Origin of the sequence: Actinomadura soli, assembly GCF_005889715.1 — a bacterium.
Taxonomy (GTDB): Bacteria; Actinomycetota; Actinomycetes; order Streptosporangiales; family Streptosporangiaceae; genus Spirillospora; species Spirillospora soli.
Genome location: NZ_VCKW01000011.1, coordinates 1 through 18,777 on the forward strand (window position 1 = coordinate 1; position 18,777 = coordinate 18,777).

The following is an 18,777-nucleotide window of genomic DNA, read 5'->3' on the forward strand; positions in this document are numbered from 1 at the left end:
GCGTTCGACCGCGGCGAAGAACTCGCCCGCCGTGCGCCTGGCGACGCTGCCCAGCATCCGCTGGCCGACGCCGCCGACCATCCCGCCGACGACCGCGTCCGCGTCGTAGTCGATCCGGGTCGAGCCGTCGCCGTCGGTGAGCCGGACGCGGACGGTCGCGTCCACCGTGCCCGGCGCCCCCTGGCCGCGCGCCCGCAGGACGAACGAGCGCGGCGGGTCGGGCTCGGCGAGCTCGACCCGCCCCACGTAGGTGCCCTGGATCGAGGCGACGCCCGCCGTGACGGTCATGCGGTAGGTGTCCGGGCCCGTCTCCTCCAGGGACCGGCATCCGGGGATCGTCCTCGCCAGGACCGCCGGATCCTGGAGCGCGTCCCACACGCGGGCGAGCGGCGCGGCGACGGTGGCACTGCCGTTGAGCTGCATGGACCCGACTTTAGGGAATGGCGCCGCCGGGCCGAACGGCAACATCTGCCGAGTACACGCCGAGGATTGGGCAGATGCGCCCGCGCGAACGTGGGAAATGGTCAGATATGTCCGGCAGGTTCCGCCGGGGTGCGAACTCCCCTCGCCACCGGCGCGTCAACCGATGCGGAAACCCCCGAAGACCGAACGGAGTACGCGGCCGATGCGAGGTACGACGCCCGTGATCACCATGGTTGCCGCAGGCGTGGTCGGTGTGGCCGCGGGCGGCTGGCCCGTCCTGACCGCGCAGGCCGGCGACTCGGGGCCGTCGATGCGGACGCAGCTCGCCGCCGTCCTCGGCGACCAGAAGTGGGCGACGCCGAAGCCCGGCTCCTGGACGCCGCCGCAGCCGTCCCAGGACGGGCTGCCCCCGGTCGTCAGCCGCATCGAGACGCAGGAGCGCGTCGTCTTCCTCACCATCGACGACGGCTACGAGTACGACTCCGAGTTCGTGAACCTCGTCCGCACGCGGAAGGTTCCCATCATGACGTTCCTGACCTCCACCTACATCAAGGGCCAGGGACAGTACTTCTGGGCCATGCGCAACGCCGGATCGCGCATGGAGAACCACACCATCAGCCACCCCAACATGGCGACGCTCCCCGCCGAGGCGCAGAAGAAGCAGATCTGCGGCGCGTCCGACGAGATCCAGAAGCAGTACGGCCGCCGTCCGGAGATCTTCCGCCCGCCGTTCGGGAGCTTCAACGAGACCACCCGGCAGGTCGCCGGGCAGTGCGGCGTCAAGTCGGTGCTGCTGTGGTCGGCGGAGTTCTACAACGGCACCACCGGGCCGGGCGTCGGGTTCAACGGCTTCGCGCGCGGCGACGGCGGCAAGGGGTTCAAGCCCGGCGACATCGTCCTCATGCACTACCGCAAGGGGCTCGCCAAGGACCTCCTGACGATCCTCGGCTGGATCCAGCAGGCCGGGTTCCGGCCCGCCGCCGTCCAGAACTACCTGCCGAAGTCGCTCGGCGGCAACGCCCCCGACAAGCCCGCCCCCGCGGGCGGGTGAAAGCCGACCTTCCCGGAGGAATCCCGGTTACGCCGAGAGCCCGCACCCTCGTTCACTAGGGTCAACACGCTGGCGGGGTTGAGGTCCCCCGCACCCGAGCCGACCCCGCCAGCACTACAAACTCCTGGCGCCTTCCCGGACGCGCAACGACGGGTCGTGCGCCGCCCGTTCGCGCAGCTCGTAGAGGCCGTCCGGGGAGAGCGGCATCGCGTCCACGCGGACGCCCTCCGCGTCCTCCACCGCCGAGGCGATCACCGCCGACACCGGGATGACGCCCGCCTCCCCCGCGCCCTTGATGCCCAGCGGGTTCAGCGGCGACGGCGTCTCCAGATGGCCGGTCTCGATCCGCGGGATCTCCGTCGCGTACGGCATGAGGAAGTCCATGAACGAGGCGTTCAGCAGCTGGCCCGACTCGTCGTACACCATCCGCTCGTACAGCGCGCCGCCGATGCCCTGCGCGACGCCGCCGTGGATCTGCCCCTCCACCACCATCGGGTTGATGAGCCGCCCGCAGTCGTGGACGACCGCGTACCGCAGGATCGCGATCTCCGCCGTGTCCGGGTCGACCTCCACGATCGCGGCGTGCGCCCCGGCGGCGAACGTGGACCGGACGGGCGAGTAGTAGTCGCGCCCCTCCAGGCCCGGCTCGTCCCCGGCCGCGACGGGCGGCTCGGTGACGGGCCGGGCGGCCGCGAACTGCGTCGCCGCCGCGGCCTCCTCGTCGAACGCGTACCGCAGCGGATTCGACAGCACCGCGACCGTCCGCAGCGGCACGCACGCCGACGGGTCGCCCCTGACGTGCACGACCCCGCCCGTGATCTCCAGGTCGCGCGGGTCGGCCTCCAGCGCCTCGCCCGCGATCCGCAGCGCCTTGCCGCGGACCTTCCGGCAGGCCAGCGCGATCGCGTTGCCGCTCATCACGGCAGCGCGGGACGCGAACGTCCCGACCGCGTACCCGAACCGGCGGGTGTCGCCCGTCGTGACGTGCACGTCGCCGATCGGGACGCCCAGCTCCGACGCGGCGATCTGCGCGAACACGGTCTCGTGGCCCTGGCCCTGCGATGTCAGCCCGGTCGAGACGTGCACCCGCCCGGCCGTGTCGATCTCGACGTGGCCGCCCTCGTACGGGCCGACGCCCGTCCCCTCGACGTAGACGCCGAGGCCGATGCCGAGGCGGCGGCCCCGGCCCGCGGCGGCGGCGCGCTCGGCGTCGAAGCCGTCCCAGCCGATCAGCTCCCGCGCCTTGCGGAGCAGCTCCGGGTAGTCGCCCGAGTCGTAGATCAGCGGGCGGCCGTCCTGGAAGATGAGGCCCTGGTCGTAGGGGAACTCGTCCGGCTGGATGAGGTTCGCGGCGCGGACGTCGGCGCGGTCGAGGCCGAGGTGGCGGGCGACGCGGTCCATGGTCCGCTCCATGCAGAACACGCCCTGCGGGCGGCCCGCGCCCCGGTAGGGGGTGACGATCAGCGTGTTGGTGTAGAGGCTCGTCACCTCCGCCCGGTAGGCGCCGATCTTGTACGGGCCGAGGAGCTGCGTGGACGTGACGATCGGGATGATGATCCCGTACGGGGTGTAGGCGCCGTGGTCGTGCCGGATCGTCACGTCCAGGCCGAGGACGCGGCCCGCGTCGTCGAACCCGACGCGGACGTCCTGGAGCTGCCCGCGCTCGTGCGCGGCGGACACGAAGTGCTCGCGGCGGTCCTCGGTCCATTTGAGCTCGCGGTCCAGCAGCCGCGCCGCCCACGGGACGAGGACCTCCTCCGGCCACGGGTGGACGATCTTGACACCGAACCCGCCGCCGACGTCCGGGGCGACGACCTCGACCTTGCCGTTCGGCAGCCCGAGCCGCGCGGCGATCGCGGCGCGCACGCTCGTGGACGCCTGCGTGGACGAGTACACGCGCAGCGACCCGTCGTCGGCGTCCCACCGCGCGTAGACGCCGCGTCCCTCCAGCGGCATCGACGCGCTGCGCTCGATCGCGAGGCTGAACTCCAGCACGTGCGGGGCGGCGTCGATCGCGGCGGCGGCGTCCCCGGTCTCCTGGACGAGCACCGCCCCGACGTTGCCGGGCACGTCGTCGTGGACGAGGTGCTCCGCCCGGGTCGCCGCCTCGATGCCGACGACCGGCGGGAGCGGCTCGTACTCGACGCGGATGCGTTCGGCGGCGTCCTCGGCCAGGTACCGGTCGCGGGCGACGACCATCGCGATGGGCTCGCCCACATGCCGGACGACGTCGCGCGCCAGCGGATACCCGGTGCGGCCATGGGTCAGCGCGGGGTGCGGGATGAGGAGCGGCAGCGGCTCCCCGACCCGGCCGGGAAGGTCCTCCCAGGTGTAGACGGCGACGAGGCCGTCGACGTCCAGGGCCCCGGACACGTCGATGTCGGCGATCCTGGCGTGCGCGTGCGGCGAGCGGACGAACGCCGCCGCCAGCGCGTCCCGGCCCAGGTCGTCGAGGTAGCGGCCGCGGCCGGTGAGGAGCCGCGCGTCCTCGCGGCGCTCGACCGGCTCGCCGAATATCCGCGTCCCCATCTACGACTCCTCAGCCAGAATGTCGGCGGCGCGGTGCACCGATTTGACGATGTTCTGGTAGCCGGTGCAGCGGCACAGGTTCCCGGAGATGCCCTCAAGGACCTGGTCCTCGGTCGGGCGGGGCGTCTCGCGCAGCAGCGCCGTCACCGTGCAGAGGAACCCGGGCGTGCAGAAGCCGCACTGCAGGCCGTGGCATTCGCGGAAGGCGCGCTGCACGGGCGACGGCGTCCCGTCCTCGTCCGCGAGGCCCTCGACGGTGGTGACCTCGTGGCCGGCGGCGGTGACGGCGAACATCAGGCACGACCGCACCGGGTCCCCGTCCAGCAGGACGGTGCAGCAGCCGCAGACGCCGTGCTCGCAGCCGACGTGCGTGCCGGTGAGCCCGAGGTCGTGCCGGAGCAGGTCCGACAGCAGGCGGCGCGCCGGGACGCTGGCGGTGCGGTGCGTCCCGTTCACGGTCAGCCCGACCTCGAAGCTCTCCTCCATCACTCCCCCGCCCTGCGCAGCGCCTCGGCCGCCGCGGACTTGAACGCGCGCTCGGTGAGCACGCCGGTCAGGTGCCGCCGGTAGCCGGCGCCCGCATGGATGTCGGTCTCCGGGTCGATCCGCTCGCGGACGTGCGCCGCCGCGGCCCGCCAGTCGCCGTGCGGCCCGGCGGCGCCGGTCAGGTCGAGGACGAGCGGCGTCGCGGCGATCCCGAGGTACCCGGCGCGGGCCGCGGAGACGCGCAGGTCCTCGTCGAGGGTGACGACGGCGGCGACGCCCGCGAGCGCGTAGTCGCCGTGCCGCCGCGCCGTCTCGGTGAACGCGGTGCCGGTGCGGGGCGGCGAGGCCGGGAAGAACGCGGAGACGGCCAGCTCGCCGGGCTCCAGCGCGGGCTCCATCGGCCCGCGGAAGAACTCGGCGGCCCGGATGGTGCGGCGCCCACGCGCCGACGCCGCCTCGACCGTCCCGCCGAGGACGGCCAGCACGGCGGGCAGCTCGGCGGCCGGGTCGGCGTGCGCGAGGCTCCCGACGACCGTCCCCCGGTTGCGGATGACGGGATGCGCGACGTGCCGGAGCGCCTGCCCGAGCAGCGGCTGGACGGCCGCGGCCTCCGCGGAGCGCTCCACCCGCGCGAGCCGGGCGAGCGCGCCGGCCCGGACGCCCTCGTCCCTCACGTGCAGGGTGTCGAGTTCGGCGACGCGGTTGATGTCGACCAGCTCCGCCGGCGCGGCGAGCCGCATGTTCAGCAGCGGGATGAGGCTCTGCCCGCCCGCGAGGACCTTGCCGGACGGCTCCGCGGCCAGCGCGTCCAGCGCCTCGGTGACGGTGGCCGGGGCGCGGTAGCCGAACGGCGGGGGTTTCATCCCGCCGCCCGGTCGGTGGGCGCGATGACGCCGCCGCCCTGGCCGCTCGGCCCGCGGACGGCGTTCAGGACGTGGTAGCCGACCAGCACGGCGATCGTCCCGAGCGCGATGCCCTGCAGCGGGAAGTCGTCGGTGATGTCCAGTGTCACGTTCCCGATCGCGAGGATGATGCCCGCCGCGACCGGGACGAGGTTCACCGGATCGGCGAAGTCCACCCGGCTCTCGATCCAGATCTTCGCGCCGAGCAGCCCGATCATCCCGTACAGCACGACGGTGATGCCGCCGAGGACGCCGCCGGGCGTCGCGGCGACCAGCGCGCCGAACTTGGGGCACAGCCCGAACAGGATCGCGACGGCCGCGGCGACGTAGTAGGCGGCGGTCGAGTAGATCCGGGTGGCGGCCATGACGCCGATGTTCTCGGCGTAGGTGGTGGTCGGGGAGCCGCCGACCGCGGAGGCGAGCGCGGTGCCGACGCCGTCGGCGGCGATGGCCCGGCCGAGGACGGGGTCGAGGTCGTCGCGGGTCATCGCGGCGACGGCCTTGACGTGCCCGGTGTTCTCCGCGATCAGCGCGATGACCGCCGGTAGCGCCAGCAGGATCGCCGAGGTCTTGAAGTCCGGGCCGTGCAGGCTCGGGAACCCGAACCAGTCGGCCGCCTCCACGCTGGTGAAGTCGATCCGGTCGTGCGGGAACGCGGTCGCGACGCAGTAGGTGCCCTCGGCCGTGCACGGCTTGCCCGACGCGTCCAGGAGGTTCTGGCCGGGGAGAACCGACGTGACCTTCCCGGCGGTGTTGTCGAGAAGCCACGACAGGAGGAACCCGAACACCAGCGCCAGCAGCACCGCGATCCGCGCCCAGAACCCGCGCAGCAGCACCGCGCAGAACACCGCGAAGCCCAGCGTCGCCAGCGCGACCCACTGGTCCTGCGGCCAGTAGACGGTGGCGACCACCGGCGCCAGGTTGAACCCGATCAGCATCACGACGGCGCCGGTCACGACCGGCGGGAACACCCGGTGGATGACGTCGCCGCCGACGAAGTGGATCAGCAGGCCGATCACCGTCAGGACGGCGCCCGCGACGAGGATCGCGCCGGTCACCGTCGCGCTGTCGCCGCCCGCCGCGCGGATCGCGGCGACCGCGCCGACGAACGACGCGCTGGTGCCGAGGTAGCTCGGCACCCGGCCGCCCACGATCAGCAGGAACAGGACCGTCGCGACCCCCGACATCATGATCGCCAGGTTGGGGTCCAGGCCCATCACGACGGGGAACACGAACGTCGCCCCGAACATCGCCACGACGTGCTGGGCGCCGATGCCGGCCGTGCGCGGCCACGACAGCCGCTCGTCCGGTCTGACGACCTCGCCGGGCGGCGGGGTGCGCCCGTCCCCGTGCAGCTTCCAGCCGAACACCATGGAAGGCCCCTCCTGCTCAACCGTCCGCGTTCATGCGGGCACGGTAGATCTACCCCGGTCGGCGGGCATCGGCGACATCTGCCAAAGCCCGCCCGCCGGCTCGGCGCGTCACCGGAAGATCACCGGGGCGGTCGCGCTACCGTCGATTACCCTCAGATTCCGCGCATGCGCAGTACGTGAAGGGCGAGGGTGAGGTTGAGGCGCAGATGGGCGTCCTCCGTGAAGGCTCCGAGCATCCGCTCCAGTTTCCCGATGCGGTAGCGCAGCGTGTTGTAGTGGAAGTGGAGGCGGCGGGCGGTCTCGGCGACGTTGAGGTTGGTCTCCAGCAGCACCTGCAGGGTGCGGCGCAGGTCGACCAGCTCAGGCTCGTCGTCGGTGGCCAGGTCGCCGAGCGTCTCGCGGACGAACGCGTGCAGCTCCTCGGGGTCGGACACGAGGCTCAGCAGCCGGTACACGCCGAGCTGGTCGAAGTGCGCCCGCGCGCCCGCGCCGTTCAGCTGCCGCCCGACCCGCACGGCCTTGACGGCCTGCTCGTACGCCTCGGGCAGCGCGGCCGGGGACGTCACCGTCCGGCTGATGCCGGTGGAGAACGTCCGCCGCACCGGCAGATGCTCGGCGAAGATCGACGACGCCTCCTTGAGCATCGCCTGGACGGGCCCGGCGGTCAGCTCGGCGGGGTCGCCGCCGTCCGCGCCGATGACCGCGACGACCTCGTGCGCGAAGCTCGCGACGGCGGCGCCGCGGTCGTGCCGCCGGACGGCCGTCGTCCACGCGGCGGCGAGCCGCTCCTGCGCGGAGCGCTCTTCGGCGCCGCGCCCGCCGCGCGTGCCGCCCTCGGGCTCGGCGCCCTTGCCGCGGGCCTTCCCGTCCGTCTCGGGGGCGGGCGGGGTGCCGCGCGGGCGGCCGTCGAGCTCGGCGACGACCACCATCACCGGACGGTCGAGGTCCCAGCCGAACCCGGCGCAGTGCGCGATGACCCGGTCGTCGTCGCCCGCGCGCCCCGCGAGGATGTCGCGGAGGAAGTCGGCGCGGTACTTGCTCTCGACGGCGGCGACGGCCTGCTGCTTGGTCACCACCAGCGCGGCGACGGTCGCGGCGCGCTCGAGGATGCCGAGGTCGGTGCCGCGCAGCGTGCCGCCGGGGCTGAACGCGATGATCCGGCCGTGGTCGAAGCCGCCCGCCATCACGGGCACGACCAGGTGGTCGCCGGTGCCGTGCGCGCCGATGATGCCGCAGCCGCCGCGCCCGCAGGCCGCGTGCCGGCCCGCGTCGAACGCCCGCATGGCCTGGACGTGCTCGTCCGGACCGGCGCCGGCGAGGACGCGCTGCTCGCCGTCCACGACGACGACGGCGACGTCCAGCAGCGTCGCGACCTCGTCGACGACCTCCTGGAGGCCGCCGCCGCACAGCACGATCTGCACGAGCGCGCGGTGCACCTCCTCGGTGCGGGCGAGGACGGACGCCTGCCGGTTCAGGATGTCGGTCAGGACCTGGTTCAGGATGTCGTCGAAGCCGACGTCGTTGGGGAGCAGGATCAGGGGGAAGCCGCGGCGGTCGGCCTGCGCGATCATCTCGGCGGGGAGCGAGTCCAGGTAGCGGCCCAGCTTGATGGCGAGGGCCGCGAGTCCGCGCTCGTCCAGGTCGGAGACCAGGTTGTCGAGCGACTGGGGAGTGTTGCGCAGGGGGTAGCCGGTGGTCAGGAGGAGCTCGTTCGGCTTCACCCACGACAGGATGTCGGGGACCTCCATCACGTTGAGACGCTGGACGATGCGCTCGAGACCGGCCCGGCCGGCGATGAGGCGGGCGCCGTTGAGGGTGCTGACGCCGAGGACCTCGCCGACCGACAGGCCGTAGGTCAGTGTGCCGGTGCTCGCGAGCCTCAGAGCCGGTGGGCCCGGGTCCGCTGTGGTGTAACTCATGCCAGGGGTCACCTCGCCTTTTGGTGCGTACATCGCCCATTACGGCGTGATCGCTACCGCTTCCTGATCAACACTGACAACTAAGACGAACGATGACAAGCATCCTTGGCAGCTTTCTCCATACGTCCGCTGCGGGGCCCGTTCTACCGTCTCGGCAGAGGCCGGGCCGTCCACCGTCAGGACGGCGACCGACGCCGGCCTCGGGAGGTTCCGTGACCGCACTCGTCCGCGACCCGATCCCGCTTCCGGCCCGGCCCGGCCGGCGGCCGCCCGCCGCCGGGGCCGCGAGCCTGGCGCTGCGGCCGCTGCTCGACCCGCCGCGCCGCGCGGCGCGGGTCATCGCCGTGTTCCCGGCGGCGCTGTACCTGGAGATGCGGGGCGGTCCCGAGCCGCGGGTCCTCGCGGTCGTCACCTCCGACGCGCACCGGCTGCCGAACGCGGTGGTCGTCGTCGCGGCCCGCCGGGAGCAGCCGTTCCGGTCGATCCGGGAGGGCGCCGAGGCGTGGGTCGGCGACGGACGGGTGGAGACGGGTCCGCTGCACGTGCGGGTCCGCCGCTGGTGGGACCCGTCGCCCGTGCTCGCGCCGGTGCAGCCGTCCGCGCTCGCGTACGGCGTCCGGACCCTGGAGGCCGAGCTGGCCGACGCCGGGATGCTGACCGGCGCCCGGACGGCGGGCGGCGGCCTCGGCGACCATCCGGACCCGGCCGCGCTCGCCGAGTACTGCGCCGCGGGCGACCTCGCGGGCGCGGTGGAGGCGGCGGAGCGGATCGTGGGGCTCGGCCCCGGCCTCACCCCGAGCGGCGACGACATCCTGTGCGGCCTGCTGGTGTCGCTGCGCTGCGTCGGCGACGCGCTCCGGACCGGCCGTGCGCCCCTCCTGCGGGGGGCCGGCCCCCCGCACTCCCCGGGCCGCTCCGCTCCTGACGGAGTCTTCCTCGCGGACTGGCTCGGCGCGGCGGTCACCGCCGACGCCGGCACCCGGACGACCGCGCTGGCCGCGACGCTGCTGCACTGCGCGGCGGCGGGCGGCGCGGGCGCCGACGTCGCCGCGGTGCTGCGCTGCGTCGCGGGCCACGAGCCGGCGGACGCGACGGCGACCGGCCAGGCCGTCCGGCGCCTCCTGGCGGTGGGCCACACCTCCGGCGCCGACCTCGCCCACGGCGTCCTCGCGGGCTGTCGCGCCGCCCTCGCCCTCACGGCCGTCCGCAGCGCTTCGAGGGTCACCGCATGAGCGGAGCGAACCGGGGGGTGTGTGGGGCCGCCCCCCACCGGAGGCCGGCATGAGCGATTGGGTCGAGGTGCGCAGGGGGAGCTACCACGACTCGGTCACGCTGATGCGGATCAGCCGGTCGCTGTCGGAACGGCCGGACGTGGCCGCCGCGATGGTGGCGATGGGCACCGGGCTGAACCGCGAGATGCTGGAGCGGATGGGCTTCGCGGTCCCGCCGGACGCGAGGCCCGATGACCTGGTGGTGGCCGTCCGGGCGGACGGCAAGGCGCTCGACGAGGCGCGCGGCGCCCTGGACGGGCTGCTCCGCGAGGCGTCCCGCCCCGCCGCGGCGGTGGCGCCGGGCGCGATGGCGCCGCCCCGGACGACCGCGTCCGCCGCCGCCCGCGCGGACGCGACGGTCGCGCTCCTGTCGGTGCCGGGGCCGCACGTGTTCCCCGAGGCGATGGACGCGCTGGACGCCGGCCTCAACGTCATGATCTTCAGCGACAACGTGCCGCTCGCCCAGGAGATCCTCCTGAAGGAGGCCGCCGCCCGCCGCGGGCTGATCGTGATGGGGCCCGACTGCGGGACGGCGGTCATCGGCGGCGCGGGGCTCGGGTTCGCCAACGCCGTCCGGCCGGGCCCGGTCGGCATCGTCGCGGCGTCCGGGACGGGCGCGCAGCAGCTGATGTGCCTGCTGGACGAGGCGGGCGTCGGCGTCGGCCACGTCCTCGGCGTCGGCGGGCGGGACCTGTCGCCCGAGGTCAGCGGGCGGTCGGCGCTGGCGGCGCTGGCGGCGCTCGACGCCGACCCCGGCACCGAGCTGATCGTGCTGGTGTCCAAGCCGCCCGCGCCGCGGGTCGCGGACCTGATCCGGGAGGCGGCGCGGCGGCTGGACACCCCGGTCGTGTTCGCGCTGCCGGCGGCGGGCGAGGACGACCTGACGGCGGCGGCGGAGAAGACGCTGAAGGCGCTCCGCCGTCCGGTCCCCGAGTGGCCCCGCTGGAAGGCGATCGCGCGGGACGCGCTCGGCTGGGACCTGGCGGCGCGGGGCGCGGGCGCGGGCGGCGGCCACCGGTTCACCGACTTCGGCGACGACGCCTACACCCGGGGCCGCGCCCACCCGATGATCGACCCGGCGCTGCGGCTGGAGGCCGTCCGGGCGGAGGCGGACGACGCCGGCTGCGGCGTCCTGCTGCTGGACGTGGTGCTCGGCCACGGCGCGGAGCCCGATCCGGCCGCGTCCCTCGCCCCGGTGATCGCGGACGCGGTGCGGGCCCGTCCCGACCTGGGCGTCGTCGTGTCGCTGTGCGGGACGCCCGCCGACCCGCAGGACCGCGACCGGCAGGCGGCGGCGCTGTGCGGGGCGGGCGCGGACGTGTTCGCCTCCAACGCGCAGGCGGCCCGGCACGCTCTGTCGATGATCGAGGGCGCGCCGGCGGAAGGGACGACCACATGACCGAGCAGCGGCACCCGCTCGGCGGGCTCCTCGCCCGCGACCCCAGGACGGTCGCGGCGGGCGTGGAGGTCCTCGCGGACGCGCTCGCGGACCAGGCCGTCCCGGTGGAGAGGGTCGACTGGCGGCCGCCGCCCCCAGGGACGGAGCACGCGCTCGCGGCGGTGCTCGGCGACCCGGGCCACGCGGACGCCAACGCGCGCGCAGTGCAGCGCATGGTCTCGTCCCGTCCGCACCTGGTGGACGTGCGCCCCGCCCGCGAGGTCCTCGGCCTGGACAAGGCGACGTTCCTGCACGCGGGCCCGCCGCTGGAGTGGGAGCGCGCGTCCGGCCCGATGCGCGGCGCGCTCATCGGCGCGATGCTCCTCGAAGGGCTCGCGGAGACGCCGCTCGGCGCCGAGCACGCGCTGGAGCGCGGCGCGGCGGCGCTGGAACCGTGCCACCACCACGCCACGGTCGGGCCGATGGCGGGGGTCGTCAGCCCGTCCATGTGGATGCTGGTCGTGGAGGACGCCGAGCACGGCGGCACCGCCTACTGCTCGCTCAACGAGGGCCTCGGGAAGGTGCTGCGGTACGGGGCGTACGGGCCTGAGGTGATCGACCGGCTGGTCTGGATGGGCGAGGTCCTCGGGCCCGCGCTGCAGGCGGCCGTCCGCCGCCACGGGCCGCTCGACCTGATGTCGGTGATCGCGCAGGCGCTGCAGATGGGCGACGAGCTGCACAACCGGAACCGGGCGGCGACGTCGCTGCTGCTGCGCGAGCTGGCGCCCGGCCTGCTCGCCGCGGAGGACGTCCCGCGCGACCGGGCCGCCGAGGCGCTGCGGTTCGCGGCGGGCAACGACCACTTCTTCCTGAACGCGGGGATGGCGGCGGCGAAGGCGTGCGCGGACGCGGCGCGGAACGTTCCCGGGTCCAGCCTGGTCGTGGCGATGGCCCGCAACGGCACCGACTTCGGCATCCAGGTGTCGGGGACGGGCGACCGCTGGTTCACCGGGCCCGCCGGCGTCCCCGACGGCCTCTACCTGGGCGACTACGGCCCGGACGACGCCAACCCCGACATCGGCGACTCGGCGATCACCGAGACGGCCGGGATGGGCGGGTTCGCGCTCGCCGCCGCGCCCGCGATCGTCCGGTTCGTCGGCGGCGAGGTCCCGGACGCGATCGCCGCGACCCAGCGGATGTACGAGATCACCCTGGCCGAGCATCCGGCGCTGCAGATCCCGCTGCTGTCGTTCCGCGGCACCCCCGTCGGCGTGGACGTCACCCGCGTCGTCCGCACCGGGATCCTGCCGGTCATCGACACCGGCATCGCGGGCCGCGAGGCCGGGACGGGCCAGGTCGGCGCCGGGCTCGTCGAACCGCCCCCCGGCATCTTCACCGACGCCCTGCACGCCCTCGCGGAGACCGCGTAACGCCTGCGTACAGGGGTACCGTCCGGCCATGAGCGAGCTGATCACCGGGGAGCAGTACGCGTTGCGCGCGGGCCCGTACCAGGCCGTCGTCACCGAGGCGGGCGCGGGCCTGCGCGAGCTGACGCGCGAGGGTCGGCCGCTGATCCTGCCGTACGGCGCCGACGAGCCGGCGCCCGCCGCGTTCGGGCAGCTGCTGATCCCGTGGCCGAACCGCGTCGACCGGGGCCGCTACTCCTACGGCGGCGCGGCGCACCAGCTCGACGTGTCCGAGCCGGAGCGGGACTGCGCGATCCACGGGCTCGTCCGGTGGGCGCCGTGGCGGGCCGCCGATCAGCGGCCCGACCGGGTGCGGCTGACGCACCGGCTCCTCGGCACGGCCGGCTACCCGTTCCGCCTCGACCTGGAGGCCGAGTACTCCCTGGACGCGGTGGACGGCCTGTGCGTCCGGGTCACCGCGCGGAACGCGGGCACGGCGACGGCCCCGTACGGCCACGGCACGCACCCGTACCTCACGGCCGGGGAGCCGATCGACTCCTGCGCGGTCACGCTCGGCGCAGACCGCTACCTCCCGGTGGACGACCGGAAGATCCCGTCCGGGCCGTCCCTCGACGTCACCGGCACGCAGTACGACCTGCGCAAGGGCCCGCTCCTCAGCGACCGGCTGATCGACAACGCGTTCACCGACCTGAACCACGACGGCGACGGCCGCGCCTGGGTGACCCTCGCCGGTGCCGCCCACACGGTGCGGCTCTGGGCGGACGAGGCGCACCCCTGGATGGAGATCTACACCGCCGACAACACCCCGAACCCCCGCGAAGGGCTCGGCGTCGAGCCGATGACGTGCCCGCCGAACGCGTTCGCGTCCGGCGAGGGCCTGCGGCATCTCGAACCGGGCGAGGAGTTCACCGGCACGTGGGGAATCCAGGCGGCGAGCTGAGGCGCCCCGGTTCCCTAGGAGGCGCGGGGTGAGGGATCATATCGGAGTGAATCTCAGCGTCTCCTCGTACGACGACCTGTCCGATCGCATCGCCGCCGTCCGCGACGAGCACGGCGAGCGCCGGCCCGGCGGCGCCGACGGCCGGCAGCCGGTGCACACGGTGTACGTGCCGGCCGACCGGTTCTCCCGCTCGACCCCCGCCGACTTCGGCGCCGAGGCGCTGCGGCTGCTGAACACCCACACGCCGGGCGCCGGGTCGTTCGGCGCGGCGTTCGGGCTCGATCCGGAGATCGCCGGGCTGGTCCGCGAGCGGGTCGCGGCGAAGCTGTCCGCCGAGCCGGTCGAGGACGTGCGGATCGACTTCGAGGACGGCTACGGCGTGCGCTCCGACGCCGAAGAGGACGGCCACGTCGAGCAGGTGGTCGAGGCCGTCGCCGCCGCGTACCAGGTCAAGGGCCTCCCCCACTACTGGGGCGTGCGGGTCAAGTCGTTCGCCGACGGCGGGCACGAGCGCTCGATGCGGACGCTCGACGGGTTCCTCACCGCGCTGCGCGACCGGCTCGGCCGGCTGCCCGGTGGGTTCACGATCACGTTCCCGAAGGTGGTCGCGGCCGAGCACGTCGCCCTGTTCGCCGAGTGGCTGGACCGGCTGGAGACCGCGCTCGGGCTGCCGTCCGGCATCCTGCGGTTCGAGGTGCAGGTCGAGACGCCCGACGCGATCCTGGACGGCGACGGCCGCACCGGGCTGCGCGCCATCGCGGACGCCGCCGCGGGCCGCCTCACCGCCGCGCACTTCGGCGTCTACGACTACACGGCCGCGCTGGGGCTGCCGCCGCACGAGCAGCGCCTCGACCATCCCGCCTGCGACTTCGCCCGGCACGTCATGCAGGTGTCGTTCGCGGGCACCGGCGTGCGGCTGTCGGACGGCTCCACCAACGTCATCCCGCGCAACGACGGCCCCGACGAGGTCAACGCGGCCTGGGCGACGCACGCGGCGCACGTCAGGCATTCGCTGCGGCACGGCTTCTACCAGGGCTGGGACCTGCATCCCGCGCACCTGCCGAGCCGGTACGCGGCCGTGTACGCGTTCCATCTGAGCGGCGTCGACGACGTCATCGGACGGGTCAGGGCGTGGCACGAGCAGGCGTCGAGCGAGGCGTCCGGCGTGCTGGACGAGCCCGCCACCATCAAGGCGCTCACGTCCCGGCTCCGCCGCGCCGTCGACTGCGGCGCCCTGGACGAGAGCGTCCTCCCCGCGTCCTGACCCTGCTCGCCTACGAGCGCGCCGTCACCCGGGCTCGTGGCCGCGGCGCCTGAGCGCGGTCAGGTCGTCGGGTGTGTCGATGTCGTCGGGCGCGGCGACATCGTCGCACGGGACGGGCGTGACCAGCTCGGGGTGTGCGCGCAGGAAGCCGCGCGCGCCCGTGTCGCCGACCGCCGCCTCGGCCACCGCGTCGAAGTGCGCCGCGCGCAGCAGGACGGGATTGCGCCGCTCTCCCCCGTAGGTCGCGACGGCGATCTCGGCGCCCTCCTCGTACGCGGCGATCAGCCGTCCGACCGCGGCCGCGGTGATCAGCGGCTGGTCGACGAGGGCGACGACGGCGGCGGGGCAGGCGGGCGGCAGCGCGGCGAGCCCGGCGCGCAGCGACGAGCCCATGCCGTCCCGCCATTGCGGGTTCGGGACGACGACCGCGCCGATGACCTCGACCGGCTCCGCCCCCACCACGACGACGGCGGGTGAGCAGCCCGCGTCCCGCAGCATCCGGACGCCGCGGTCGACGAGCCGTTCGCCGTCGAGTTCGAGCGTCGCCTTGGGCCGTCCGAGCCGGCTTCCCTCCCCGGCCGCGAGCAGCAGGCCCGCCGGCGGTTCCGCACCGTGCAGAGTCATCCCGCGAGGGTAGTGCGGTCAGGGCGCGTCGGCGTGGATCCTGCCGGTGGTGTCGGTGAGCGGGCGTCCCGAGCCGCCCCAACGGAGCTGGACGAGCTCCGCCGCGATCGACACCGCGGTCTCCTCCGGCGTGCGGGCGCCGAGGTCCAGCCCGATCGGCGAGCGCAGCCGCCCCAGCTCGGCGTCGGACAGGCCCGCATCCCGGAGGCGGGCGAGCCGGTCGTCGTGGGTGCGGCGCGACCCCATCGCGCCGATGTAGCCGGCGTCCGTGCGCAGCGCCACCTCCAGCAGCGGCACGTCGAACTTGGGGTCGTGGGTGAGGACGCAGATCGCCGTCCTCCCGTCGACGGCGCCGCCCGTCTCCTGCAGGTACTTGTGCGGCCACTTCACCACGACCTCGTCCGCGTCCGGGAACCGCTTGGGCGTCGCGAACACGGGCCGCGCGTCGCACACGGTCACGTGGTAGCCGAGGAACTTCCCGATCCGGGCCACGGCGGCGGCGAAGTCGATCGCGCCGAACACCAGCAGGCGCGGCGGCGGCGCGAACGAGTGGACGAAGACGGTCAGCTCGTCCAGCCGCCGCTCCCCCTCGCGGCCGTAGTGGCGCTGGCCGGTGAGGCCCTGGGCGAGCATGCCGCGCGCGTCGTCGTCGACGGCGGCGTCGAGGCGGGCGGCGTGCGGGGCGTCCGGCGCGAGCGACCCGGAGGCGCGATCGGCCCAGATCACGCGGCGGGCACCGATCCTCCCGGGCCCGGCGACGACGGTGGCGACGGCGACCGGCTCGCGCGCCGCGATGGACGCGGCCACGCCGGCGAACTCCGGGAACGTCGCCGGGCCGACCGGCTCGACCAGCACGTCCAGGATCCCGCCGCAGGTCAGGCCGACCGCGAACGCGTCGTCGTCGCTCACCCCGTACCGCTGGACGACGGGCTCGCCGCTCTCCATCACCGACTGCGCCAGGTCATAGACGGCGCCCTCGACGCAGCCGCCGGACACGCTGCCCGCCACCTCGCCGCCGGCCGACACCGCCATCGCGGCGCCCGGCGGGCGCGGCGCGCTGCGGAAGGTGTTCACGACGGTCGCGAGCCCGAACGTCTCCCCGGACGCGTACCAGCGGGCGATGTCGTCCAGCACGTCACGCATGTGCGCTCCCTTTCCCTGGGCCCCCGGCGATGAGGCGGGCCAGCCCTTCCAGCGCCGCGAGGCTGTGCCCGGACGTGAAGTCGTCGACGTGCGGCAGCGCGGCCGCCATCCCCGCCGTCAGCGGCTCGTACCCGGGACGCGCCTTGTGCGGGTTCGCCCACACCACCCGGTGCGCCAGCCGGCGCAGCCGCGCCATCTGCTCGCCGAGCAGGGCGGCGTCGCCGCGCTCCCAGCCGTCCGAGGCGATCACCACGACCGCGCCGCGGGCCACGCCGCGCTGGCCGAACCGGTCGAGGAACTCCTTCAGCTCCTCGCCGAGCCGGGTGCCGCCGCTCCAGTCCGGGATCGCCGCGGACGCCGCCGCCATCGCCGTGTCCGCGTCGCGGTGCCGCAGCTCGCGGGTGAGGCGGGTCAGCCGCGTCCCTGCGCTGAACACCTCCACGCCGCGCCCGCCGGAGCGGGTGGCGGCGTGCGCGAACCGGAGCAGGGCATCGGCGTAGGGGCTCATCGAGCCGCTGACGTCGACGATCAGGACGAGGCGGCGGGGGCGGGTGCGGTGCGTCCGGCGCTTCAGCAGGGACGTCTCGCCGCCGCGCCGCAGCGTCTCCCGGACGGTCCGCGCGGGGTCGAGCCGTCCGGTCGGCGCGGGCGCGAACCTGCGCGACCTGCGCCGCTCCGCGCCCGCGTCCAGCACCGCGATGAGGCGGGCGACCTCGGCGCGCTCGGCGTCGGTCAGCCGCGCCACGTCCCGGTCGCGGAGCACCTCGACGGCGCTGGCGGTGGCCGCCTTCAGCCCCTCGCTGCGCTCGCCGCCGTCCCCCGCGCCCGGGTCGGGCATCGTCGTCCGGCGGACGACCACGGGCGGCGGCCTGCGCCCCGGCCGGGCGGTCGCGCCGGAGAAGTACGCGGCGAAGCACCGGTCGTAGCGGGCGAGGTCGTCGGGGTCGGCGCACAGCGTGAGGCGTCCCGCCCAGTACACGTCGGACGGGTCGAGCACGTCGAGATGGTCGAGCGCCGCCAGCATCGCCTGCACCCGCTCGGGATCGGCGGCGCCGCCCGCCGCGCGCAGCGTCCTGGCGAACCCGACCATCGTCTCGGTGACGTCGCGCCCCACGCTCACCCCTTGGGACCGCCGTTGAGCAGGGCCTCCAGGCCGCCGAGCACGCGCTGCTGGTCCTCGCGGTACTTGAGGACGGCGCCGAGCGTCACGGCCGCGGCGCCCGGATCCAGGTCGCGGACGCCGAGCGCGACGAGCGCCTCCGTCCAGTCGAGGGTCTCCGCCACGCCCGGCGGCTTCAGCAGGCCGGTCTCGCGCATCCGCTGCGCGGCCCGCGCGACCTGCCCGGCGAGCCGCTCCGCCGCGCCCGGGAGCCGCCGCCTGATGATCGCGACCTCGCGGTCGAAAGACGGGTGCTCCAGCCAGTGGTACAGGCAGCGCCGCTTCAGCGCGTCGTGGACCTCGCGGGTGCGGTTGGAGGTGACCACGACGACCGGCGGGCGCTCCGCCCTGATCGTGCCCAGCTCCGGGACCGTGATGGTGAAGTCGCTGAGGACCTCCAGGAGGAACGCCTCGAACTCGTCGTCGGCACGGTCCAATTCGTCCACGAGCAGGACGCAGGGCGACAGCTCCAGCGCCTGGAGCAGCGGCCTGGCCAGCAGGAACCGCCGGTCGTACAGCTCGCCCTCCAGCCGCGCCACGTCGCCGACGCCCGCGGCCTCGGCGGCGCGCAGGTGCAGGAGCTGGCGGGGGAAGTCCCAGTCGTAGAGGGCCTGGGACGCGTCCAGGCCCTCGTAGCACTGCAGCCGGATCAGCGGCGCGCCGAGCCCCCGCGCGAGCGTCTTGGCCAGCTCGGTCTTGCCGACGCCGGCCTCGCCCTCCAGGAACAGCGGCCGCCCCATGCGCAGCGCGAGGAAGCACGCGGTCGCGAGCCCGTCGTCGCACAGGTAGGCGTGCCTGTCGAGCAGGCCCGCGAGCTCCGCGGGCGATCCGACCTGGTCCAGGGTCATCGCCGCCGTCTCCCCACGGCTCTCAGGCTACTCAGCCGAA

At 74.8% G+C, this 18,777-nt stretch carries 16 protein-coding genes; 6 read left to right on the forward strand and 10 right to left on the reverse strand.

Annotated features, from left to right (window positions below; genetic code table 11):
* The coding region (locus ETD83_RS03530; protein WP_138643582.1) for an SRPBCC family protein at positions 1 to 423 on the reverse strand (423 nt) is incomplete at its 3' end.
* A gap of 229 nt (positions 424 to 652) precedes the next feature.
* Between ETD83_RS03530 and ETD83_RS03535 the strand changes: the two genes are divergently transcribed.
* Positions 653 to 1,474, forward strand: a complete 822-nt coding sequence (locus ETD83_RS03535) for a polysaccharide deacetylase family protein (protein WP_230420655.1) — start codon at positions 653 to 655, stop codon at positions 1,472 to 1,474.
* Between the two features lie 114 nt (positions 1,475 to 1,588).
* Here ETD83_RS03535 and cutA read toward each other — a convergent pair whose 3' ends face one another.
* The 5 genes from cutA to ETD83_RS03560 form a co-directional block, all read right to left on the reverse strand.
* A complete protein-coding gene (gene cutA, locus ETD83_RS03540) occupies positions 1,589 to 4,003 on the reverse strand; it encodes an aerobic carbon-monoxide dehydrogenase large subunit (protein ID WP_138643584.1) in 2,415 nt (804 codons plus the stop codon).
* A complete protein-coding gene (locus tag ETD83_RS03545) occupies positions 4,004 to 4,489 on the reverse strand; it encodes a (2Fe-2S)-binding protein (RefSeq protein WP_138643585.1) in 486 nt (161 codons plus the stop codon).
* Positions 4,489 to 5,352, reverse strand: a complete 864-nt coding sequence (locus tag ETD83_RS03550) for an FAD binding domain-containing protein (RefSeq protein WP_138643586.1) — start codon at positions 5,350 to 5,352, stop codon at positions 4,489 to 4,491. The genes ETD83_RS03545 and ETD83_RS03550 overlap by 1 nt, the downstream gene beginning before the upstream one ends.
* Positions 5,349 to 6,764 carry a uracil-xanthine permease family protein gene (locus ETD83_RS03555; protein WP_138643587.1) on the reverse strand — a complete coding sequence of 472 codons (1,416 nt, stop codon included), beginning with the start codon at positions 6,762 to 6,764 and terminating at the stop codon, positions 5,349 to 5,351. Before ETD83_RS03555 ends, ETD83_RS03550 begins: the two co-directional genes overlap by 4 nt.
* 152 nt (positions 6,765 to 6,916) lie before the next feature.
* On the reverse strand, positions 6,917 to 8,683 hold the full coding sequence (locus ETD83_RS03560) for a PucR family transcriptional regulator (RefSeq protein WP_138643588.1): 1,767 nt from the start codon (positions 8,681 to 8,683) through the stop codon (positions 6,917 to 6,919).
* 212 nt (positions 8,684 to 8,895) lie between these two features.
* On the opposite strand from ETD83_RS03560, the gene ETD83_RS03565 reads away from it, so the two are divergent.
* The 5 genes from ETD83_RS03565 to ETD83_RS03585 are packed head-to-tail and all read left to right on the forward strand — an operon-like array spanning position 8,896 to position 14,963.
* Positions 8,896 to 9,915, forward strand: coding sequence for an oxamate carbamoyltransferase subunit AllH family protein (locus tag ETD83_RS03565; RefSeq protein ID WP_230420650.1), 1,020 nt, complete (start codon positions 8,896 to 8,898; stop codon positions 9,913 to 9,915).
* A 49-nt stretch (positions 9,916 to 9,964) separates the two neighbouring features.
* On the forward strand, positions 9,965 to 11,353 hold the full coding sequence (locus ETD83_RS03570; protein ID WP_138643590.1) for an FdrA family protein: 1,389 nt from the start codon (positions 9,965 to 9,967) through the stop codon (positions 11,351 to 11,353).
* Positions 11,350 to 12,762, forward strand: a complete 1,413-nt coding sequence (locus ETD83_RS03575) for a YlbE family protein (protein ID WP_138643591.1) — start codon at positions 11,350 to 11,352, stop codon at positions 12,760 to 12,762. Before ETD83_RS03570 ends, ETD83_RS03575 begins: the two co-directional genes overlap by 4 nt.
* Before the next feature lie 28 nt (positions 12,763 to 12,790).
* Positions 12,791 to 13,699 carry an aldose 1-epimerase family protein gene (locus tag ETD83_RS03580; RefSeq protein ID WP_138643592.1) on the forward strand — a complete coding sequence of 303 codons (909 nt, stop codon included), beginning with the start codon at positions 12,791 to 12,793 and terminating at the stop codon, positions 13,697 to 13,699.
* A 46-nt stretch (positions 13,700 to 13,745) separates the two neighbouring features.
* Entirely contained in the window at positions 13,746 to 14,963 is a 1,218-nt protein-coding gene (locus tag ETD83_RS03585) for a DUF6986 family protein (protein ID WP_138643593.1), read from the forward strand.
* A gap of 24 nt (positions 14,964 to 14,987) precedes the next feature.
* Here ETD83_RS03585 and ETD83_RS03590 read toward each other — a convergent pair whose 3' ends face one another.
* Genes ETD83_RS03590 through ETD83_RS03605 form a run of 4 tightly spaced genes read right to left on the reverse strand, consistent with a single transcriptional unit; the run spans position 14,988 to position 18,737 of the window.
* Positions 14,988 to 15,587 (reverse strand): nucleotidyltransferase family protein, encoded by a 600-nt coding sequence (locus tag ETD83_RS03590; protein WP_138643594.1) that lies wholly within the window; start codon positions 15,585 to 15,587, stop codon positions 14,988 to 14,990.
* 18 nt (positions 15,588 to 15,605) lie between these two features.
* Positions 15,606 to 16,730 carry an XdhC family protein gene (locus tag ETD83_RS03595; RefSeq protein WP_138643595.1) on the reverse strand — a complete coding sequence of 375 codons (1,125 nt, stop codon included), beginning with the start codon at positions 16,728 to 16,730 and terminating at the stop codon, positions 15,606 to 15,608.
* Entirely contained in the window at positions 16,723 to 17,844 is a 1,122-nt protein-coding gene (locus ETD83_RS03600; RefSeq protein WP_329602674.1) for a vWA domain-containing protein, read from the reverse strand. Before ETD83_RS03600 ends, ETD83_RS03595 begins: the two co-directional genes overlap by 8 nt.
* 2 nt (positions 17,845 to 17,846) lie before the next feature.
* Positions 17,847 to 18,737, reverse strand: coding sequence for an AAA family ATPase (locus ETD83_RS03605; protein WP_138643596.1), 891 nt, complete (start codon positions 18,735 to 18,737; stop codon positions 17,847 to 17,849).
* Positions 18,738 to 18,777 lie beyond the last annotated feature (40 nt).

Excerpts from the sequence above, each read along its gene's own strand:
- ETD83_RS03595 (WP_138643595.1), bottom strand. The coding sequence starts at position 16,730 with ATGCGTGACGTGCTGGACGACATCGCCCGCTGGTACGCGTCCGGGGAG.
- ETD83_RS03535 (WP_230420655.1), top strand. The coding sequence starts at position 653 with ATGGTTGCCGCAGGCGTGGTCGGTGTGGCCGCGGGCGGCTGGCCCGTC.
- ETD83_RS03550 (WP_138643586.1), bottom strand. The coding sequence starts at position 5,352 with ATGAAACCCCCGCCGTTCGGCTACCGCGCCCCGGCCACCGTCACCGAG.
- ETD83_RS03545 (WP_138643585.1), bottom strand. The coding sequence starts at position 4,489 with ATGGAGGAGAGCTTCGAGGTCGGGCTGACCGTGAACGGGACGCACCGC.
- ETD83_RS03590 (WP_138643594.1), bottom strand. The coding sequence starts at position 15,587 with ATGACTCTGCACGGTGCGGAACCGCCGGCGGGCCTGCTGCTCGCGGCC.
- ETD83_RS03580 (WP_138643592.1), top strand. The coding sequence starts at position 12,791 with ATGAGCGAGCTGATCACCGGGGAGCAGTACGCGTTGCGCGCGGGCCCG.
- cutA (WP_138643584.1), bottom strand. The coding sequence starts at position 4,003 with ATGGGGACGCGGATATTCGGCGAGCCGGTCGAGCGCCGCGAGGACGCG.
- ETD83_RS03605 (WP_138643596.1), bottom strand. The coding sequence starts at position 18,737 with ATGACCCTGGACCAGGTCGGATCGCCCGCGGAGCTCGCGGGCCTGCTC.
- ETD83_RS03575 (WP_138643591.1), top strand. The coding sequence starts at position 11,350 with ATGACCGAGCAGCGGCACCCGCTCGGCGGGCTCCTCGCCCGCGACCCC.
- ETD83_RS03555 (WP_138643587.1), bottom strand. The coding sequence starts at position 6,764 with ATGGTGTTCGGCTGGAAGCTGCACGGGGACGGGCGCACCCCGCCGCCC.
- ETD83_RS03570 (WP_138643590.1), top strand. The coding sequence starts at position 9,965 with ATGAGCGATTGGGTCGAGGTGCGCAGGGGGAGCTACCACGACTCGGTC.
- ETD83_RS03560 (WP_138643588.1), bottom strand. The coding sequence starts at position 8,683 with ATGAGTTACACCACAGCGGACCCGGGCCCACCGGCTCTGAGGCTCGCG.